Origin of the sequence: Marinobacter sp. 2_MG-2023 (genome assembly GCF_030546935.1) — a bacterium.
Classification (GTDB): domain Bacteria; phylum Pseudomonadota; class Gammaproteobacteria; order Pseudomonadales; family Oleiphilaceae; genus Marinobacter.
Map to the genome: position 1 here is coordinate 316,523 of NZ_JAUOPH010000005.1, position 15,727 is coordinate 332,249.

General features: G+C 56.2%; 11 protein-coding genes. 9 read left to right on the plus strand and 2 right to left on the minus strand.

Features of this window, described 5'->3' with window-relative positions; translation table 11 throughout:
* The first annotated feature begins 134 nt into the window (after nucleotides 1-134).
* Nucleotides 135-1,544, plus strand: coding sequence for an argininosuccinate lyase (gene argH / locus Q4501_RS15265; protein ID WP_303597123.1), 1,410 nt, complete (start codon nucleotides 135-137; stop codon nucleotides 1,542-1,544).
* Here argH and Q4501_RS15270 read toward each other — a convergent pair.
* Nucleotides 1,541-3,997, minus strand: a complete 2,457-nt coding sequence (locus Q4501_RS15270) for an EAL domain-containing protein (RefSeq protein WP_303597124.1) — start codon at nucleotides 3,995-3,997, stop codon at nucleotides 1,541-1,543. The genes argH and Q4501_RS15270 overlap by 4 nt on opposite strands.
* Before the next feature lie 127 nt (nucleotides 3,998-4,124).
* Here Q4501_RS15270 and Q4501_RS15275 point away from each other — a divergent pair, with 127 nt between their 5' ends.
* The 7 genes from Q4501_RS15275 (at nucleotide 4,125) to Q4501_RS15305 (ending at nucleotide 12,568) form a co-directional block, all read left to right on the plus strand.
* Nucleotides 4,125-6,995: a class I adenylate cyclase gene (locus Q4501_RS15275; protein ID WP_303597125.1), complete on the plus strand. Its 2,871-nt coding sequence runs from the start codon at nucleotides 4,125-4,127 to the stop codon at nucleotides 6,993-6,995.
* A 70-nt stretch (nucleotides 6,996-7,065) separates the two neighbouring features.
* Nucleotides 7,066-7,221, plus strand: coding sequence for a lipoprotein (locus tag Q4501_RS15280; RefSeq protein ID WP_303597126.1), 156 nt, complete (start codon nucleotides 7,066-7,068; stop codon nucleotides 7,219-7,221).
* Entirely contained in the window at nucleotides 7,208-8,458 is a 1,251-nt protein-coding gene (lysA, locus tag Q4501_RS15285; RefSeq protein WP_303597127.1) for a diaminopimelate decarboxylase, read from the plus strand. The genes Q4501_RS15280 and lysA overlap by 14 nt, the downstream gene beginning before the upstream one ends.
* A 14-nt stretch (nucleotides 8,459-8,472) precedes the next feature.
* Nucleotides 8,473-9,390, plus strand: a complete 918-nt coding sequence (gene dapF, locus Q4501_RS15290; protein ID WP_303597128.1) for a diaminopimelate epimerase — start codon at nucleotides 8,473-8,475, stop codon at nucleotides 9,388-9,390.
* Nucleotides 9,391-9,406: 16 nt separating this feature from the next.
* Nucleotides 9,407-10,153 carry a DUF484 family protein gene (locus Q4501_RS15295; RefSeq protein ID WP_303597129.1) on the plus strand — a complete coding sequence of 249 codons (747 nt, stop codon included), beginning with the start codon at nucleotides 9,407-9,409 and terminating at the stop codon, nucleotides 10,151-10,153.
* Between the two features lies 1 nt (nucleotide 10,154).
* Complete coding sequence (gene xerC, locus Q4501_RS15300) at nucleotides 10,155-11,129, plus strand: tyrosine recombinase XerC (RefSeq protein ID WP_303597130.1); 975 nt, start codon at nucleotides 10,155-10,157, stop codon at nucleotides 11,127-11,129.
* Nucleotides 11,129-12,568 carry a GGDEF domain-containing protein gene (locus Q4501_RS15305; RefSeq protein WP_303597131.1) on the plus strand — a complete coding sequence of 480 codons (1,440 nt, stop codon included), beginning with the start codon at nucleotides 11,129-11,131 and terminating at the stop codon, nucleotides 12,566-12,568. The genes xerC and Q4501_RS15305 overlap by 1 nt, the downstream gene beginning before the upstream one ends.
* 45 nt (nucleotides 12,569-12,613) lie before the next feature.
* Here the strand turns inward: Q4501_RS15305 and Q4501_RS15310 are convergent, their stop codons facing one another.
* A complete protein-coding gene (locus Q4501_RS15310; RefSeq protein WP_303597132.1) occupies nucleotides 12,614-12,847 on the minus strand; it encodes a DUF2789 domain-containing protein in 234 nt (77 codons plus the stop codon).
* Between the two features lie 116 nt (nucleotides 12,848-12,963).
* Between Q4501_RS15310 and Q4501_RS15315 the strand changes: the two genes are divergently transcribed.
* A complete protein-coding gene (locus Q4501_RS15315) occupies nucleotides 12,964-15,726 on the plus strand; it encodes a transporter substrate-binding domain-containing protein (protein WP_303597174.1) in 2,763 nt (920 codons plus the stop codon).
* The last annotated feature ends 1 nt before the right edge of the window (nucleotide 15,727 follow it).

The following is a 15,727-nucleotide window of genomic DNA, read 5'->3' on the forward strand; positions in this document are numbered from 1 at the left end:
TGACTGTTTTGTCCCCGCGCAGGGGAGTCTCTTTTGTACGGGTCAGAATGCTATACTCCCGCCACGTTCAATATACCCTTAATATACCAAGTTCCCGCCAGATAATGCCGGGCTGCCAGCAGGAAAGATAGACCATGACGGATCAGAAAAAACCTGACCAGGCCACAACCTCAGAAAAACCCTGGGGCGGACGCTTCAGCGAACCCACAGATGCATTCGTGGAGCGTTTCACCGCTTCCGTAGGGTTTGATCAGCGTTTGTATCACCACGACATCACTGGCTCCATTGCCCACGCGACCATGCTCGCCGAGGTTGGTGTTCTGACAGTGGAAGAACGAGATAGCATCATCGATGGCCTGAAGGGCGTAAAGGCAGACATCGAAGCGGGGCGCTTTGATTGGTCTGTCAGTCTTGAAGACGTTCACATGAACATAGAAGCCCAGCTGACCAACCGTATTGGCATTACCGGCAAGAAACTGCACACCGGCCGCAGCCGTAATGACCAGGTAGCAACCGATATCCGCTTGTACCTGCGCGACGAGATCGATGTGATCGCCGAAGAACTTCGGCGCCTGCAATCTGGTCTGCTGGAGCTTGCTGAGCGCGAAGCCGATACCATCATGCCCGGGTTTACTCATCTCCAGACCGCACAGCCGGTCACTTTTGGTCACCACCTTCTGGCCTGGTATGAGATGCTGGTTCGCGATGCCGAGCGTCTGCAGGACTGTCGTAAACGGGTGAACGTGATGCCGTTGGGTGCGGCAGCCCTGGCCGGCACTACCTATCCCATCGACCGGGCCATGACGGCCAGCCTGTTGGGTTTTGACAGGCCCTCTGAGAACTCACTGGATTCAGTCAGTGACCGGGATTTCGCTATTGAATTCTGCAGCTTTTCGGCGTTGCTGATGACGCATATGTCACGCTTCAGTGAGGAGTTGGTGTTGTGGGCTTCGGCACAGTTTGATTTTATTGACCTGCCGGATCGCTTTTGCACCGGTTCTTCGATTATGCCGCAGAAAAAGAACCCGGATGTGCCTGAGCTTGTTCGAGGCAAAACCGGGCGGGTGACCGGTCACCTGATGTCCTTGCTTATGCTGATGAAAAGCCAGCCACTGGCCTATAACAAGGATAACCAGGAGGACAAAGAGCCTCTTTTCGACACGGTCGACACCATCAAAGGCTGCCTGAAAGCATACGCCGACATGGTTCCGGCTATTCGAGCCAAGGCCGATAACATGCGCGTGGCGGCCAAGCGCGGTTTCTCGACAGCGACGGACCTGGCGGACTATCTGGTCAAGAAGGGCATGCCGTTCCGCGATGCCCATGAAGTTGTGGGTAAGGCCGTTGCTTTCGGTGTCGCCGAAGAGCGCGACCTTTCAGACATGACGATCGAAGAGCTGAAGCGCTTCTCTGATACAATCAATGACGATGTGTTTGACGTGCTGACCCTCGAGGGCTCGGTTCAGGCCCGCGACCATCTTGGTGGTACGGCTCCCGCCCAGGTACGGGCGGCCGTGGCCCGAGCGCGTAAGTTGTTGGGTTAGCCGCCAATGCGCCCGGTGGAAAGGTCGACGGCCACCGGCACCAGTTCAGTCAGGGGTTTGGGCGGACATAGCCTGAACCCCTGGCCGTAGTGGAGACCAAGTGTCCTCACCTTCCTGAGAATGTCGTCGTTCTCGATAAAGGTGGCAACCGTTATTTTCCCCGCCTCCTGTGCAATCCGGTGTAGTGCTTCCACCATGATCTGCTGAACCGGGTCATCTCCCAGCCTGAGCATCAGGCTCCGATCCAGCTTGATGATATCCACTGGTAGTTTCGCTGTCAGGCCGAAGCTTGCCACGGAAGCGCCGGCGCCATCCAGCGCCACGCGACAGCCAATCCGGTGAAGTGCATCACATAGCACGGTAACTTCATCTGGGTATTGGGTTGCGTGGGGTTCGCGTATTTCGAGGCAGAAGCACTCTGCGGGATAGTTTGAAACCCGCAGTACGGATTCCATGAAATCTGCAAAGGTATCGTCCAGAACGCTGGCAAGGGAGAGGTTGAAACCGCAGTATTTTAATCTCGGTTCAAGCAAGCGGTGATCGCCCAGCCAGGTGAGGGTTTGCAGTATAACCTGCCGGTCCAGTCGCTTGGCCAGATCAAAACGCTCGGCGACCGGGAGAAACTGGTCTGGCTGTAACCACTGTTCCTGTTCACCGTTTCCGGGGATGCGGCAGAGAATTTCGATATGGTCACCCCATGTTGCGCTAGCAACCGGCTTGAGTGACTGGAATTCGAGTATCAGCGCCTGTTGATCCAGCGCGCTGCGAATCTGGTCGACGTATTCATTGCCATCACTGGTCTCTGTTTTTGGGCGGGAGTAGTGAGCAGTATGAACCCGGTTGCGTCCGGATGTTTTCGCGTCGTGGCAGAGGTCTGCGGCTTGCCCCAGCAGTTGCTCCGGCTCCGCCGGCGTGGTTTTGTCGATGATTAACAGGCCGCCGCTGGCGGTGGTTTGCAACTGACTGCCCTGCCACTCAAAAACAAAGTGGCGGATCAGGTTCAGCGTGTCGTCTGCGATTTTTCGTGCAGCAGGCTCAGTGCAGTTCTCGATGAGCACCGCGAAAGTGTCTCCGGAAAGCCTGGCTAATGTATCCTGAGTCCTGCTGCGGACATCGAGGCTGCTGGCCAGCTCTCTGAGGTAACGATCGCAGGCACCATTACCCGCCACGCTACTGACGTGGCCGAATCCATCCAGGTTCAGGTATAAGAGGCTGTTACCGGCTGATTCGCCACCTTTTTGTTCCCTGCTGCGTTGAAGGCGGGCAGTGAACTCTCGCCGATTGGCAAGTCCGGTTACCGGGTCGTGTCGATACCGATATTCGCTATCATCGCTGTTGCTTGCGCGGCTACTGGTATCACTGGCGACAACGACCGCACCTATGGTTTCGCTTTTGGCGCTGTTCGGGTTGTCAGTGAGGCGCTGATAATGAAACTCATAAACCGGCCATTCACCACTCTGTTGGGTGATGGGCATATCAACAATAAAGTTGCCCTGCTCAAAGGCCCTTTGCCAGAGTTGCTCTAAGAGATGTCGCTCATTCGGGTGTTTCGCCAGCAGCTTGCTCAGGTTGTCGCCGACCCGGGGAGTTGCGCCGAAAATGCTGGCAAAAAGCCTGGCGTAGGGGGCGTTGCAATGCAGCAGGTTCAGGTTTTTGTCGACAGCGGCGATCAGCCCCGGGCTTGCAGCTGTTGTGGCGCAAAGAATCTGCTCGGCCCGTGTGCGAGCCTCGTCGCGCTGCATTTCACCTGTGAGGTCAACCAGAGTGCCGCCGAGTTTACCTATCCGCCCGCCGGCTTTGAGCGCGCGGCCGCTGAGGGTGGCGCGGATCCGTCTATGGCGCGCTGTGAGAATGTCCAGATCGATGGTAAAAGGTGTTCCGGTGCGCGCGCACCTGCGAAACAGCGCCCGGATGCGCTCCTGGCCGCTCTGGCAGTAAAACAGGGCCTGTTCGGGGGTCATGTCAGTGCATGGTTGTAGCTCAAGCAAGCGGTATAACCCTTCGGTCCAGATAATCTGGTTGCTCGCAATGTCCAGCTCCCATATTCCAAAGCCGGCAGCGCTTTCTGCGGAGCGGAGTAAACGCGGGTCTATGGCGGCACTGTCCTGCTGGATGATTCGGGCACTGGCGGCTTCGTCGGAATCGCGCATGCTGATGCGCAGTGAGATGCAGGCGGTATAGAAAAAGCCTTCTTTATGACGGAACGTGACCAGCGCATTCCGGCCACTCTCGATACGGTGCCGGTTTACCGGTGCAAATGGGTCGTCTTCCCGGGATGCCAGAATCTTGTGTACCACACCACCGACCAGCTCGCTGGCCTCGTACCCGAGCACGGCTTCGGCATTTTGGTCTGCAAACAACACCTTGCCTTCATCGTCGATACGCAACAGGGTGGGGCGACTGTTACCCTTGGATGTATCGGTCCGATAACGTTGTATGACAAATTCTTTCACTGGGCCCAGCCTCGGGTTTTCGGGAGCGCAATCCGCTTTTATTTTTCTGATGGTTTTGCCACGATGAGTTCATCATACTGATAAATAAATCGGAAAGAACCTTTCTAACCTCTCCCCCGGAGCTGCCTTGACCGCTCATGCCAAACCGATTGCCCTGGATTTTGATGAGGGCATTGACCGCAAAACCCTGCGTCGACTGCGGGACCGGTTTCTCATGGTTAATCACCAGCGTTGGGAGAGGACCCATTCGTCGCTCACCTATCGGCAACAGGTAGTGCTGGAGGTTTTACCCCTGGTGTTTCACACCAACCATCCGGCGCTGCCCGGCTATCTGGACGTCGACTGTCCCTACGGCCTTAGCCACTATCAGCCAAATCCCGCAGCTCTGGGGGCCGCGCGGCGCCTGGCCCGTACCTTCAGTATTCGGGATGAGGGTCGGCGACGGGCAGATCTGGAAGCTCTTTTCCTGATGGGCAGTCCTGGGACCCTGGGGCACTCTGTGGCCAGCGATCTGGATGTCTGGTTGTGTCATCGGGACGACCTGCAGGAGGCGGGAATCCGTTGCCTGGAGCGCAAGGCCGGAAAGCTGACCGAGTGGGCGCTGTCTTTTGGTATTGAGCTGCATGTATTTGTGTTCTCTGCAGCCGAATGGCGGGACGGCCGGCCACGAGCGGAGGTGAGCGGTGAAAACTGCGGCAGCGCCCAGCATTATCTGCTATTGGATGAGTTTTATCGTACCGGAATTCATCTGGGCGGATGTTATCCGCTCTGGTGGCTCATTCCTTCGGATCAGGAAGACCGCTACAGGGAATGTGTAAGCAGACTGGTGGACTACCGCTTTATCCGCGACGACGAGTACATCGATTTCGGTGCCGTGCCAGCCATTCCACCAAGCGAATTTCTTGGTGCGGGTGTGTGGCAACTCTATAAGGGCATTGATGCGCCCTGGAAGTCTATTCTGAAACTGTTGCTGACTGAGTGTTATGCACAGACTCAGGATCAGCCGGTTTTGTCGCGGGTGTTCAAGCAAACGGTTTTCAGTGGCGTTACCAATGTTGATGTGCTGGACCCGTATGTCATGTTGTACCAGCGTCTGGAGCAGTGGCTGACAGCAGCCGGGGCTGAAGCAAGGCTTGATCTGGTGCGTCGGAGTTTCTACATCAAAGCGGGGCTGCCACTGACTCGCATCGGCGCGTCGGGTGAGCAGGGTGCGGAGCCTTGGAGAACCCGGCTGTTGAGAGAGCTCGTGGACGGATGGGGTTGGCGGGAGAATCAGATTCAAGCGTTGGATAATCGTCAGCTCTGGCGGGCTGAAGATGTTTCCTCTCTGCGCCGTGCGGTCGTGTCGGAACTGACACATAGCTACCGTTTGCTCTCAAAAATGGCCCGTGATCATGGTGAGCAGTCGGCGATCAGCATCAGCGACATCAGCCTTCTCGGACGCAAGCTTTACGCGGCATTCCAGCGAAAGGCCGGCAAAATTGAGCAGATCAACCCGGGCCTGGCTCCGTCGCTGGCGGAGGAGAACCTGGCATTTCACCATCAGTCTGAACAGGGTGGCGCAGGAAGCGGCTGGTTACTCTACCGTGATCTGGAAGACCCTTCGGATGCCTTCTGGCAGCCGGTTATCCGGCGCTCTGGCAACCTTGCGGAATTGGTTGCCTGGTGTTACTGCAACGGCTTGCTGACCCGGTCTACGCGCCTCAATGTCCGTGCGGGGCAGGGTGTTGCATCCATCAGTGAGCTGCGGGAAATGCTGGATGCGCTTTCGGGGTTTGTGTCGTTTCCCCTGGTACCGGCAGGCCGAGACGCGCTTGCTCGCGGCGTTCGGCCCCTGCGCAACCTTCTCCTGATCAATGTGGGTATTGATCCCCAGTCTCATCTCACCGAGCGTGGATTGCACAAGCTGAGCGCCCGGCATGACTCGCTGGGCTTCAGCGGTGGGCGTGAAAACCTGGTTGTTACTATTGATCAGATTACGCTTAACAGTTGGCACGAAGTCAGCCTTCAGCACTATGCCTCCGGTGATACACTGGTTCAGTGCCTAAAAAATGTGCTCGCATCGGTTGCTCTTGATCCCCGTGCAGTTCCTGGCATCAAGGTACACAGCCACAAGCGGGGGCATGGTAGCGCTATTGCTCGGCGAGTTCAGGAGCTGTTTGCGGATGTGTTACGCCAGTTCTTTGCTGGTGGCACCGGGCCGCACCCCTTGCGTTACGTCATCGAAATGGATCGCCGGTATTTTCTGCTTGAATTCACCGGTCCGGAGCCAGGATTTATTGCCCTTGAAAGCCGGAATGCTCTCATGGAATGCCTGGCTCAGCCCCGTGACCTATACCTCCCAGTCATTTTCGATCGCCACGCACTGCTGGAAGAGCCTGCGTTGCGGGCTGCCTGCCAGGCCAGTGAGCCGGACAGTATTCAGGTCTTCTATTTTTTGCGAGGCGAGCGGGCGCAGATTTGGGTCATTGATGAGCGCGGCTCACTGTTCAGTTGGGAACAGTCTGCCACCAGCCGCCGCTATTTTCTGATACCTCTGCTGCGTTTTCTGGAGAACCTGATAGAACGTCGCACGTTGCGTAATAGCGAAATGCCTGTGGCCTTAGCCGGAGTGCGGTGCTACGAAATGCTGGTAATTGATGGGCTGTGGCGCCCGGAGTACCGGCCGCACGTTGATTCTGGCGCAGCAATACCGGGGCTTGAGGTGCAGGCCGTGGGCGTGCAGGAGGGTGACAGCCGCGTTCGCTTTGACCTTTACTGTGATGAGCAGGAATTTACGGTGCTGCAATACGGCGATCAACTGATTCCGGCTGTTGCTCACTATATCCGTTCGCTGCGCCACAGCCGGGAGCAGTACCCGGTTTATCTGACGGATGTGCACCTGCCCCATGACCTGGACCCAAGGGTCTATCAGCAGGATATACAGACCAGCCAGTACCTTTATTATCGTGCGGCTCTGGAGGAGTCGCTGAACCGTGAACTGGAGGCGTTTCGATAGCCCATCGCCCTCGCCGTGCGGGCCACGGGTCAGGTATACTTTGTCCATTATAAACTCAGGGGTGGCAAGTATGCGCACGTGGACACTGCCAATCATGATTCTGGTTGTGGCGACGGCACTTGGCGGCTGTGGCCAGAAGGGGCCTTTATACCGGGAGAACCCGGAGGCGTCAGTTTCGCCGCACCAGACTCCGCTACACGATCAGGAACCCAATGGATCATTTTAACTACCGTAACGGCGAGCTTTACGCCGAAGATGTGGCTGTTTCTTCTATTGCCGAGCGCTTTGGCACACCGGCTTATGTGTATTCCCGGGCCACTCTGGAGCGCCATTACAAGGCCTACGATGATGCTCTGAAAGAGCGGGAGCATCTTGTGTGTTACGCCGTCAAAGCGAATAGCAATCTTGCCGTGCTTAACGTGTTGGCTCGCCTGGGGGCTGGGTTTGACATTGTGTCGGCTGGAGAACTGGAACGTGTGCTACGTGCTGGCGGCGATGCAGGCAAGGTTGTGTTTTCCGGCGTGGGTAAGCAAGAGTGGGAAATGCGCAGGGCGCTGGAAGCGGGCGTCCGCTGTTTCAATGTTGAATCCGATACTGAGTTGGACCGGCTGGATGCGGTGGCTGCAGAGCTGGGCGTTAAAGCACCCGTTTCTTTGCGAGTGAACCCGGATGTTGATGCCGGAACTCACCCATACATATCCACTGGCCTGAAAGAAAACAAGTTCGGTATCGATATCACGGAAGCGCCGGCCGTTTACGCCCGGGCTGCAACACTGTCGAATCTTGATATCAAAGGTGTTGATTGTCACATCGGGTCGCAGCTGACATCTTCCTCTCCGTTTCTGGATGCGCTCGATCGGGTACTGGATCTGGTCGACTCTCTGGCTGAGAGTGGTATTCACATCCGGCACCTGGATATGGGTGGTGGCCTTGGTGTTACCTATAACGATGAGCAGCCTCCGCAGCCTTCTGAATATGTCAGGGCTCTGGATGAGCGAATCGGGAATCGCAAGCTTGAGCTGATTCTCGAGCCCGGCCGTTCAATTGCAGCCAATGCCGGCATACTGCTTACGCGGGTCGAATTCCTGAAGTGCACGGAACATCACAACTTTGCAATCATTGACGCTGCCATGAACGACCTGATCCGGCCAGCACTTTATAGTGCCTGGCAGGCCATAGTGCCAGCACAGCCGCATCAGGATGTTGAAGAAAAAACCTGGGATCTGGTTGGTCCGGTGTGTGAGACCGGGGATTTCCTGGGTAAAAACAGGCAGCTTCGGCTAAAAGCTGGTGACCTGCTGGCCGTTCGCTCTGCGGGTGCCTATGGTTTCGTTATGAGCTCTAATTACAACACCCGAAACCGCCCGCCAGAACTCATGGTGGATGGGGACCAGGTACATATTGTTCGCCGCCGCGAGACCCTTGAGGATCAGCTTGCTCCAGAAAGCTGCCTGCCGGAATGAGTGCAGGGCAGGAGATGACACAACAGCGCCGAAATCAGGGACCACTGCTCCGGTTCACTAAAATGCACGGGCTGGGCAATGACTTCATGGTGGTCGACGCCATCAGTCAGCCTTTTCGGCTGGGGTCGGAGATGATCCGGGAACTGGCCGACAGAAATTTTGGTATCGGCTTTGATCAGTTGCTGGTAGTTGAGCCTCCCGGGTTGCCGGATGTGGACTTCCGCTATCGCATTTTCAATGCCGATGGTTCCGAGGTCGAGCAGTGTGGCAATGGTGCCAGGTGTTTCGCAAAATTTGTCCGCGATCAGCGGTTGACCAACAAAAAGATCATTCGGGTCCAGACTGCCGCAGGGGTGATTGAGCTGAGGGTAGTCAAAGACGGCATGGTGATGGTCAACATGGGCGTGCCCGAATTGAACCCGCCGGCCATTCCTTTTGCTGCCGAAGAGCGTAAAAATGTCTATACGGTGGACACGAATGCCGGAGAAGTTGAGCTCAGCGCTGTTTCCATGGGCAACCCACACGCCGTTATCCTGGTTGACGATGTGGATACAGCGCCAGTTGCCGACCTTGGACCGCTTCTTGAAAGCCATCCAAGGTTCCCATCCAGAGCCAATATCGGTTTTCTGCAGATCGTCAGCCGCAGCCAGGCGCGCCTCAGGGTGTTTGAGCGTGGTTCGGGCGAGACGCTTGCTTGTGGGAGTGGTGCATGCGCGGCCGTGGTGGCCGGGTGCCTGCGGGGACTGCTCGACAATCGTGTCGAGGTGGATTTGCGCGGAGGGCGGTTGGTCATTGAATGGCAGGGTGAAGGGGCGCCTGTTATGATGCAAGGGCCCGCCACAAGTGTATTTGAGGGGCAGTTGAGACTGCCTGGTGAACCAGGTGGTAACCGGCGCAGAAAGCCTAGCCGCCCACACAAACAACGTACCTGAAAGCCAGGAGATCACGATGACAGACCAAACGGCCCGCCAGAAGGCCGGTGAGCTTACCCAGGAAGATGTGGCTGAGTACCTGAGAAGCAACCCTGATTTTTTTATTGAACAGGATGAGCTTCTGCGCAGCCTGACTCTGCCCCACGATAGCGGCAGGGCTATCTCTCTGGTTGAGCGCCAGGTTCACCTGTTTCGCGAACAGCGTGACACCCTGAAGCATGAACTGGTCGAGCTGGTTTCCATCGCGCGGCACAATGATCGACTGTTTGAAAAAAGCAAACGGTTGCTGATGCAGGTAATTGAAGCCCGCAACCTCATGGATATGGCATCGACTATTGATGACAGTATTCGCGGAGATTTCGGGTTGGACGCCGCTTCTGTAATTCTGTTTACCGATGTGGAAGTACCCGGCAGCTCTCAGGGGGCGCTCCATGTTGTGAGCCCGGCTGAGGCACGGAACCGTCTCGGGAATCTGCTGGATGGCAGTAGAGCGGTTTGCGGCCAGTTCCGGGAGAGTGAGCGGGAGTTTCTGTTTCCTGACCGCGATGAACCTATTGCGTCGGTTGCACTGGTGCCTTTGCGCAATGACGACCTTGTGGGTGTTTTTGCAGTTGGCAGTTGCCAGCCTGGCTATTTTGACCAGAGCATGGGGTCACTGTTTCTAAGCTACATCAGCGACACGCTCAGCCGGCTTCTGCCACCTATGGTTCAGCGCTACACAACGGCGGCTCCAGTTACGGACCTTGCGACCGAGGCTCGCTAAAGTGACCAAGGTGTCCGCGCCGGCTCAATTACCTGATGAGCTAAGCGGGTACTTGGCGGATTTTATTCAGCACCTCGCATCTGAAAAACGTCATTCTCCCCGGACCTGTGATAGTTACCAACACGACCTGTATCGGCTTGCAGCCTGGCTCGTTGAGCAGGGCAACGCCGAGTGGCAGGGTGTCAGCGGTCACGATCTACGTCGCTACGTGGCCCACCTCAGCCGCCAGGGCCTGAGTGGTCGCAGCATTGCCCGCCACCTTTCAGCCATAAGGCGTTTCTACCAGTATTTGTTGCGAGAGCGGCGGGCCACGGATAACCCTGCATTGGATATCCGGGCCCCGAAGAGCAGCAGGCGATTGCCTCGGGTCGCGGATGTAGATCAGCTCAGTTCGCTTCTTGATGCCCAGCCGGATGACCCCTTGGAAGTGCGCGACCGTTGCATGTTCGAGCTTATGTACTCTTCCGGCTTGCGCCTCTCGGAGTTGGCTAGCCTCGATATTGATGCCGTTGATTGCAGGAGTGGTGAAGCACGGGTTCTGGGTAAAGGCAGCAAGACCCGTTTGCTGCCTGTAGGCAGGAAGGCACTGGAGGCCATAGCACAGTGGTTGCCTGTCCGCACAGGGTTGGCGCCGGAATCCGAGCCTGCCCTGTTTGTGAGCCGCCGGGGCGATCGCCTGAGCCGGCGCAGTATTCAGGCTCGCCTGAGCCGGTGGGGTGTTGTTAAAGGTGCTGACCAGAAGCTCCATCCGCATATGTTGCGACACTCATTCGCCAGTCATATGCTTGAATCCAGCGGAGACTTACGGGCGGTACAAGAATTACTGGGGCATGCGGACATAGCCACCACACAGGTCTATACTCATCTTGACTTCCAGCATTTGGCACGGGTTTATGACCAGAGCCACCCCAGGGCGCGCCGAGGCAACTCGCGTGACCGTGACGATCAGAACCCCGGACAGGAAGGGAACGCTTAATGTCATCGGATCAATCCTGGAAAGAAAAGTATTTCCAGGAGCTTGAAGCTGCAGAACACAGGGCGGAACATTGGAAGGCCGAGCGTAATACGCTTGAACGTATGTTGGTGCGCACCTGTCTTGCTTCCGAAGGCCAGGCTCCAGAGCTTGATCGCCTGCTTGCCCGCGTCCGGTTGGACCTGCGCAAGAGCAAAGTTGATATAGATAGTTGGAAGGAGCTACAGGAGCAGATCGATCGTCAGGTCGCTCTGCTGGATGATGTTCCAGCTAGCCATGGCGGCGGCTCCGAACTGTCTGCAACGGTTGCTTCTAGCCCGAAGCCTTCGGCCATGACTGAAGATGAATCTGACTCTGACCCTTCTTGTAGTGTGGCCAATGCCGAGCATCAGAGCCAGCGCCTCCGTATTGCCCGGAGGGTCGGTCATTTGCTGGGCCAGCTACTTATCCAGGTTTCGCTGGAACCAGATGCCGAGACGAAAGCGAGGAACCTTCAAAGGGCATTGCTGACCAGCGAAAACTGGGATGAGCTTCGGGATGGGCTAAACCAGGTCGCAGACCTGATTGTCGCTGCCGTTACCCGCAGTCAGAGAGAGTTCGAGTCTTTTCTCAAGCGCCTTGATGAGCGCCTTGAAATGCTGCAGGAGCATTTTTCTGTGCAATCGTCTGCGCAGTCTGGCCGTCAGGCAGCAGCAGAAGCGCTTGATTGCAACATTCGTGAAGAGATTGAGTTGGTTAGCCGGCATATTGAGGCGAGTGACGACCTTCAGGGTCTCAAGACGTCAGTTAGTCGCCATCTGGAGTTTATCGGTCAGGCGGTTGACCGTTTCCGAGTTGAGGAGACGGAGCGGGAAAAAATGCTTTCCGAACAGTTGCAGGCCGTGCAGGAGAAAGTGGCGGTTATGGAGGCGCACTCCGAGCGGATGCAGGGTCAGGTCCGCCAGGAACGCGAACGGGCTTTGACAGACCTGCTTACGCAGTTACCGAACCGGGAGGCCTGGCAGGAGCGTTTGTCGTTCGAGTTTAACCGTTGGAGACGCTACCAATACCCACTGACAGTGGGTGTAATGGATATAGACCTCTTCAAGCGGGTGAACGATTCGTTTGGGCACAAAGCCGGTGACAGAGTGCTTCAACTCGTGGCCAGAGAAATCAAAAACCGGTTACGTAATACGGACTTTGCTGCGCGCTTTGGCGGTGAGGAATTTGTGTTGCTCTTTCCGGAGACTCGGGCAGACGATGCGTTGATGGTGATGGAAAAGCTTCGCGACCATATCAGCGCTCTTCCGTTTCATTTTGGCGGCAGCCCTGTAACGATTACCTTCTCTGCAGGCCTTACGGCTTTCAAGCCTGACGATACCGAGGAAACGGTTTTTGATCGTGCGGATCGTGCGCTCTATACCGCAAAGGACGCAGGTCGGAATTGCGTCAGAGTAGGTTAGACAGCGAATCCATGCAGACCTGCCGAATATAACGGCAATGGTGCATCAATGTCGCATCATAGCATCCAGTTCGTCGATCACCTCCGCCCAGTCACTGTCATCTTCCAGGCCTTCTTCAAGGAACTGGGACTGGCCTTCAGACCAGAAAGAGGCGTCCTGCAGAGCAATTTCTCGGGGCAGGGGGGAGTAGCGGGAGGTGAACGCTTCTATGCTCTTCTCGTCAGAGGCCAGTCCGAGCTGATCAAAAAGCGTACTCAAATTGTGTTTGCTGGTGTCCATAGAGAGGTTCTCCCGGTTAACGATTGCATGAATGAAATTTTGCCGATTTGCAGGTATGGTTCCCTGAAATGTAGCGTAAACCCCGAGGATATCCAGTGAAGGCCACTCTTCTGTTCATGTGTAGCTGGCTGTTGCTGGTTTTTTCACCAGTGGTTTCGGCGGATCCGCCCCAGGTATCACCGGCACCGGTTCTGGGCAGCAAGGAGTTGGCCTGGGTCGGTGAGCAGGAAAATCTACGGATTGGTGTGCGAGCAGACCAGGTACCCCTGGTGTTTGATACAGGGAACGGGATTCTTGCCGGAACCTATATCGACTATCTTGCGCGTCTTTCCGACAAGCTGGGTCTGGCAATCGAGCCGGTCGTTATCAACAATGGTGCTAATGCGGGGCCAGTGGCGGATCAGCCGGAAACCGATGCGCTTCTGACCACCAGAGTACCAGGCACTCCTTTGCCCGACGGAAAGCGCTATACCAGCTCCTTGATGTCGCTCACCTATGGCTTGTTTGTCAGCGCCGGCGATGCAGCCATTCGTTCATTGGCCGATCTGGAAGATGGCCGCATAGCCGTAGTTGAAGGTGATCCCAACCAGTACACCATGCTTGATTCTGTAAACAGCTTTACGCCAGTGCCCGTTCAGAGCCTGAGCGAGGCTGTAGGGCACGTGCTGTCTGGTCAGGCCGATGCCTTTCTTGGGCCGGTACCTGTAGTTTCCGACTACCTTCAGTCAGCTATGATTAATGGTATTGGCCTGTCGGTGTTGCTTGACCAGAAATCGGTGGACGTTGTATTCGAGGTAGATGATAGCAAAGGGCCCCTGTTCCATGTCCTGGACCAGACGGTAGCTGCGATTACTCATAAAGAGCACAGGGTTATCCGTCAATCATGGCTGCAGGTAGACCTGACCGCGCTGGAACAGAGCGGGGTGGAGCTCTCGGCATCCGATATTGACTGGCTCAAACGCCACCCCGATCTCAAGGTGGCCTATCGCTCTGACTGGCCGCCGTTTGAATACGCTCAAGACGGTCGCGCCACGGGGCTTGTGCCAGATCTTGTCGCCCGCCTGGAAAACCAGTTGGGAGCAAGGTTTGAGGAAAGGATTCTGGAGGACCGTGTCGCTGCCGAGCAGGCACTTGTCTCAGAAGATGTGGATATTCTGCCCGGCTTGTCACGCACACCGCGAACCGAGGAGTCGTTTCTTTTCACCCGGGCTTATGTGAATGTGCCCATTGCTCTGGCGATAAGGGATGATGGGCGTTTTATCGGAGATTTGCGGGAGCTGCGCAGTGAGCGAGTCGGGGTGGTTAACCGACACGCGGCCCATGACTACCTGCTTATCAACCATCCGAACCTGGATCTCTATCCGATGGCAACGGTAGAGGACGGGTTGTTGGCACTCTCCAATGGCGATCTTGATGTGATGGTGACCCATATTCCGGCCGTCAGCTATACAGTTGCCAGGTTGGGCCTTACCAATTTGAGGATCACCAGTATCACGCCCTACCAGTATGACCTTCGGCTCGCGGTTCGCAAAGACAGCCCTGAGCTTCACCGCATTCTGAACAAGGCGTTGGGTAGCCTGAAACCTGCCGATACCGAAGCCATATACAATCGCTGGATCCACCTGGATATCGAGCAGGAAACTGATTATACGGTAGTTCGTCGGGTTGTCCTGATCGCTATTGTGGTTGTGCTTATCTTTCTGTATTGGAATCGCAAGCTGTCAAGGGAGGTGGATGAGCGTATCCGCTCTGAAAACGCGCTGCGCCGTAGTGAAGATGAGCTTCGGGCTGCCAAGCTGGAGGCGGAGCGCCTGGCCAGGGAGGCCGAGGCTGCCAGCCGGACCAAGAGTGAGTTTCTGGCCAATATGTCCCATGAGATACGGACGCCCATGAATGCAGTGATCGGCTACTCGGATCTGTTAAGTAACAGCGTGACCGACCCCCAGCAGCGCAACTATCTGGATGCCATACGAGCGGGCAGTCGCAGCCTGCTGATGCTGATTAATGACATTCTTGACCTTTCGCGTATTGAAGCCGGGAAGATGCGGTTGGACTACTCACCGGTATCCGTGCGCCGGTTGCTTGATGATGTTCGCCACATATTTGATTTGCGCGCTCGTGAGCAGGGCATAACCCTGGAAGTAAGTGTCGGGTCAGACATGCCTGCCACCATGATGCTGGATGAAACCCGCTTCCGTCAGGTGTTATTCAACCTCGTCGGTAACGCTATAAAATTCACACATGAGGGCGGGGTGGCCGTGCGGGCAACCGTACGTGCAGCCAAGGCTGAAACCGGTGAGGTGCCGGAGCACCAGACTTACCGGCTCACGGTCAAGGTGACAGATTCGGGTATTGGAATCCCTTCCGATCAGCGCGACAGGATTTTTGACGCGTTTGAACAACAGGAAGGACAAAACACCCGTCGCTACGGAGGCACTGGTCTTGGGCTTGCCATTAGCCGGAAGCTGGCCCGGATGATGGGTGGTGAACTGGAAGTAGAAAGCGAGCCGGGCGGCGGCTCTGTGTTCACGCTCACTTTGCCCCAGGTTGAGGCTACCGGCGAACAGGCAGAAGACGACGGCGAGACCAAGGAATCTGAACGATTACTGGCACAAACCCTGAGTATGCAAGAACGGGGCTGGCTGCAAGAGCAGCTGACGGCTGACTTTGGTGACGAGTGGCAAGCTGTGCGGGAGAGTGGTGATCCTGAAGAAATGAGATATTTCGCCTCCCGGGTGCAGGAATGGGGGCAGCATTATCGTTCACGGTCTGTTACGAGCTTTGGTGAAAAATTGATGGCAGATGTGGAAGCCTTCAACCTGGATGCGGTCAATAGCGCCCTGGAAGCTTTTCCAAAACTGCTAGGGCGAGATGATTAAG

Bases quoted from the DNA above. Each gene is read 5' to 3' on its own strand.
- argH (WP_303597123.1), top strand. From the start codon at position 135: ATGACGGATCAGAAAAAACCTGACCAGGCCACAACCTCAGAAAAACCC.
- Q4501_RS15280 (WP_303597126.1), top strand. From the start codon at position 7,066: ATGCGCACGTGGACACTGCCAATCATGATTCTGGTTGTGGCGACGGCA.
- lysA (WP_303597127.1), top strand. From the start codon at position 7,208: ATGGATCATTTTAACTACCGTAACGGCGAGCTTTACGCCGAAGATGTG.
- dapF (WP_303597128.1), top strand. From the start codon at position 8,473: ATGACACAACAGCGCCGAAATCAGGGACCACTGCTCCGGTTCACTAAA.
- Q4501_RS15295 (WP_303597129.1), top strand. From the start codon at position 9,407: ATGACAGACCAAACGGCCCGCCAGAAGGCCGGTGAGCTTACCCAGGAA.
- Q4501_RS15305 (WP_303597131.1), top strand. From the start codon at position 11,129: ATGTCATCGGATCAATCCTGGAAAGAAAAGTATTTCCAGGAGCTTGAA.
- Q4501_RS15310 (WP_303597132.1), bottom strand. From the start codon at position 12,847: ATGGACACCAGCAAACACAATTTGAGTACGCTTTTTGATCAGCTCGGA.
- Q4501_RS15315 (WP_303597174.1), top strand. From the start codon at position 12,964: ATGTGTAGCTGGCTGTTGCTGGTTTTTTCACCAGTGGTTTCGGCGGAT.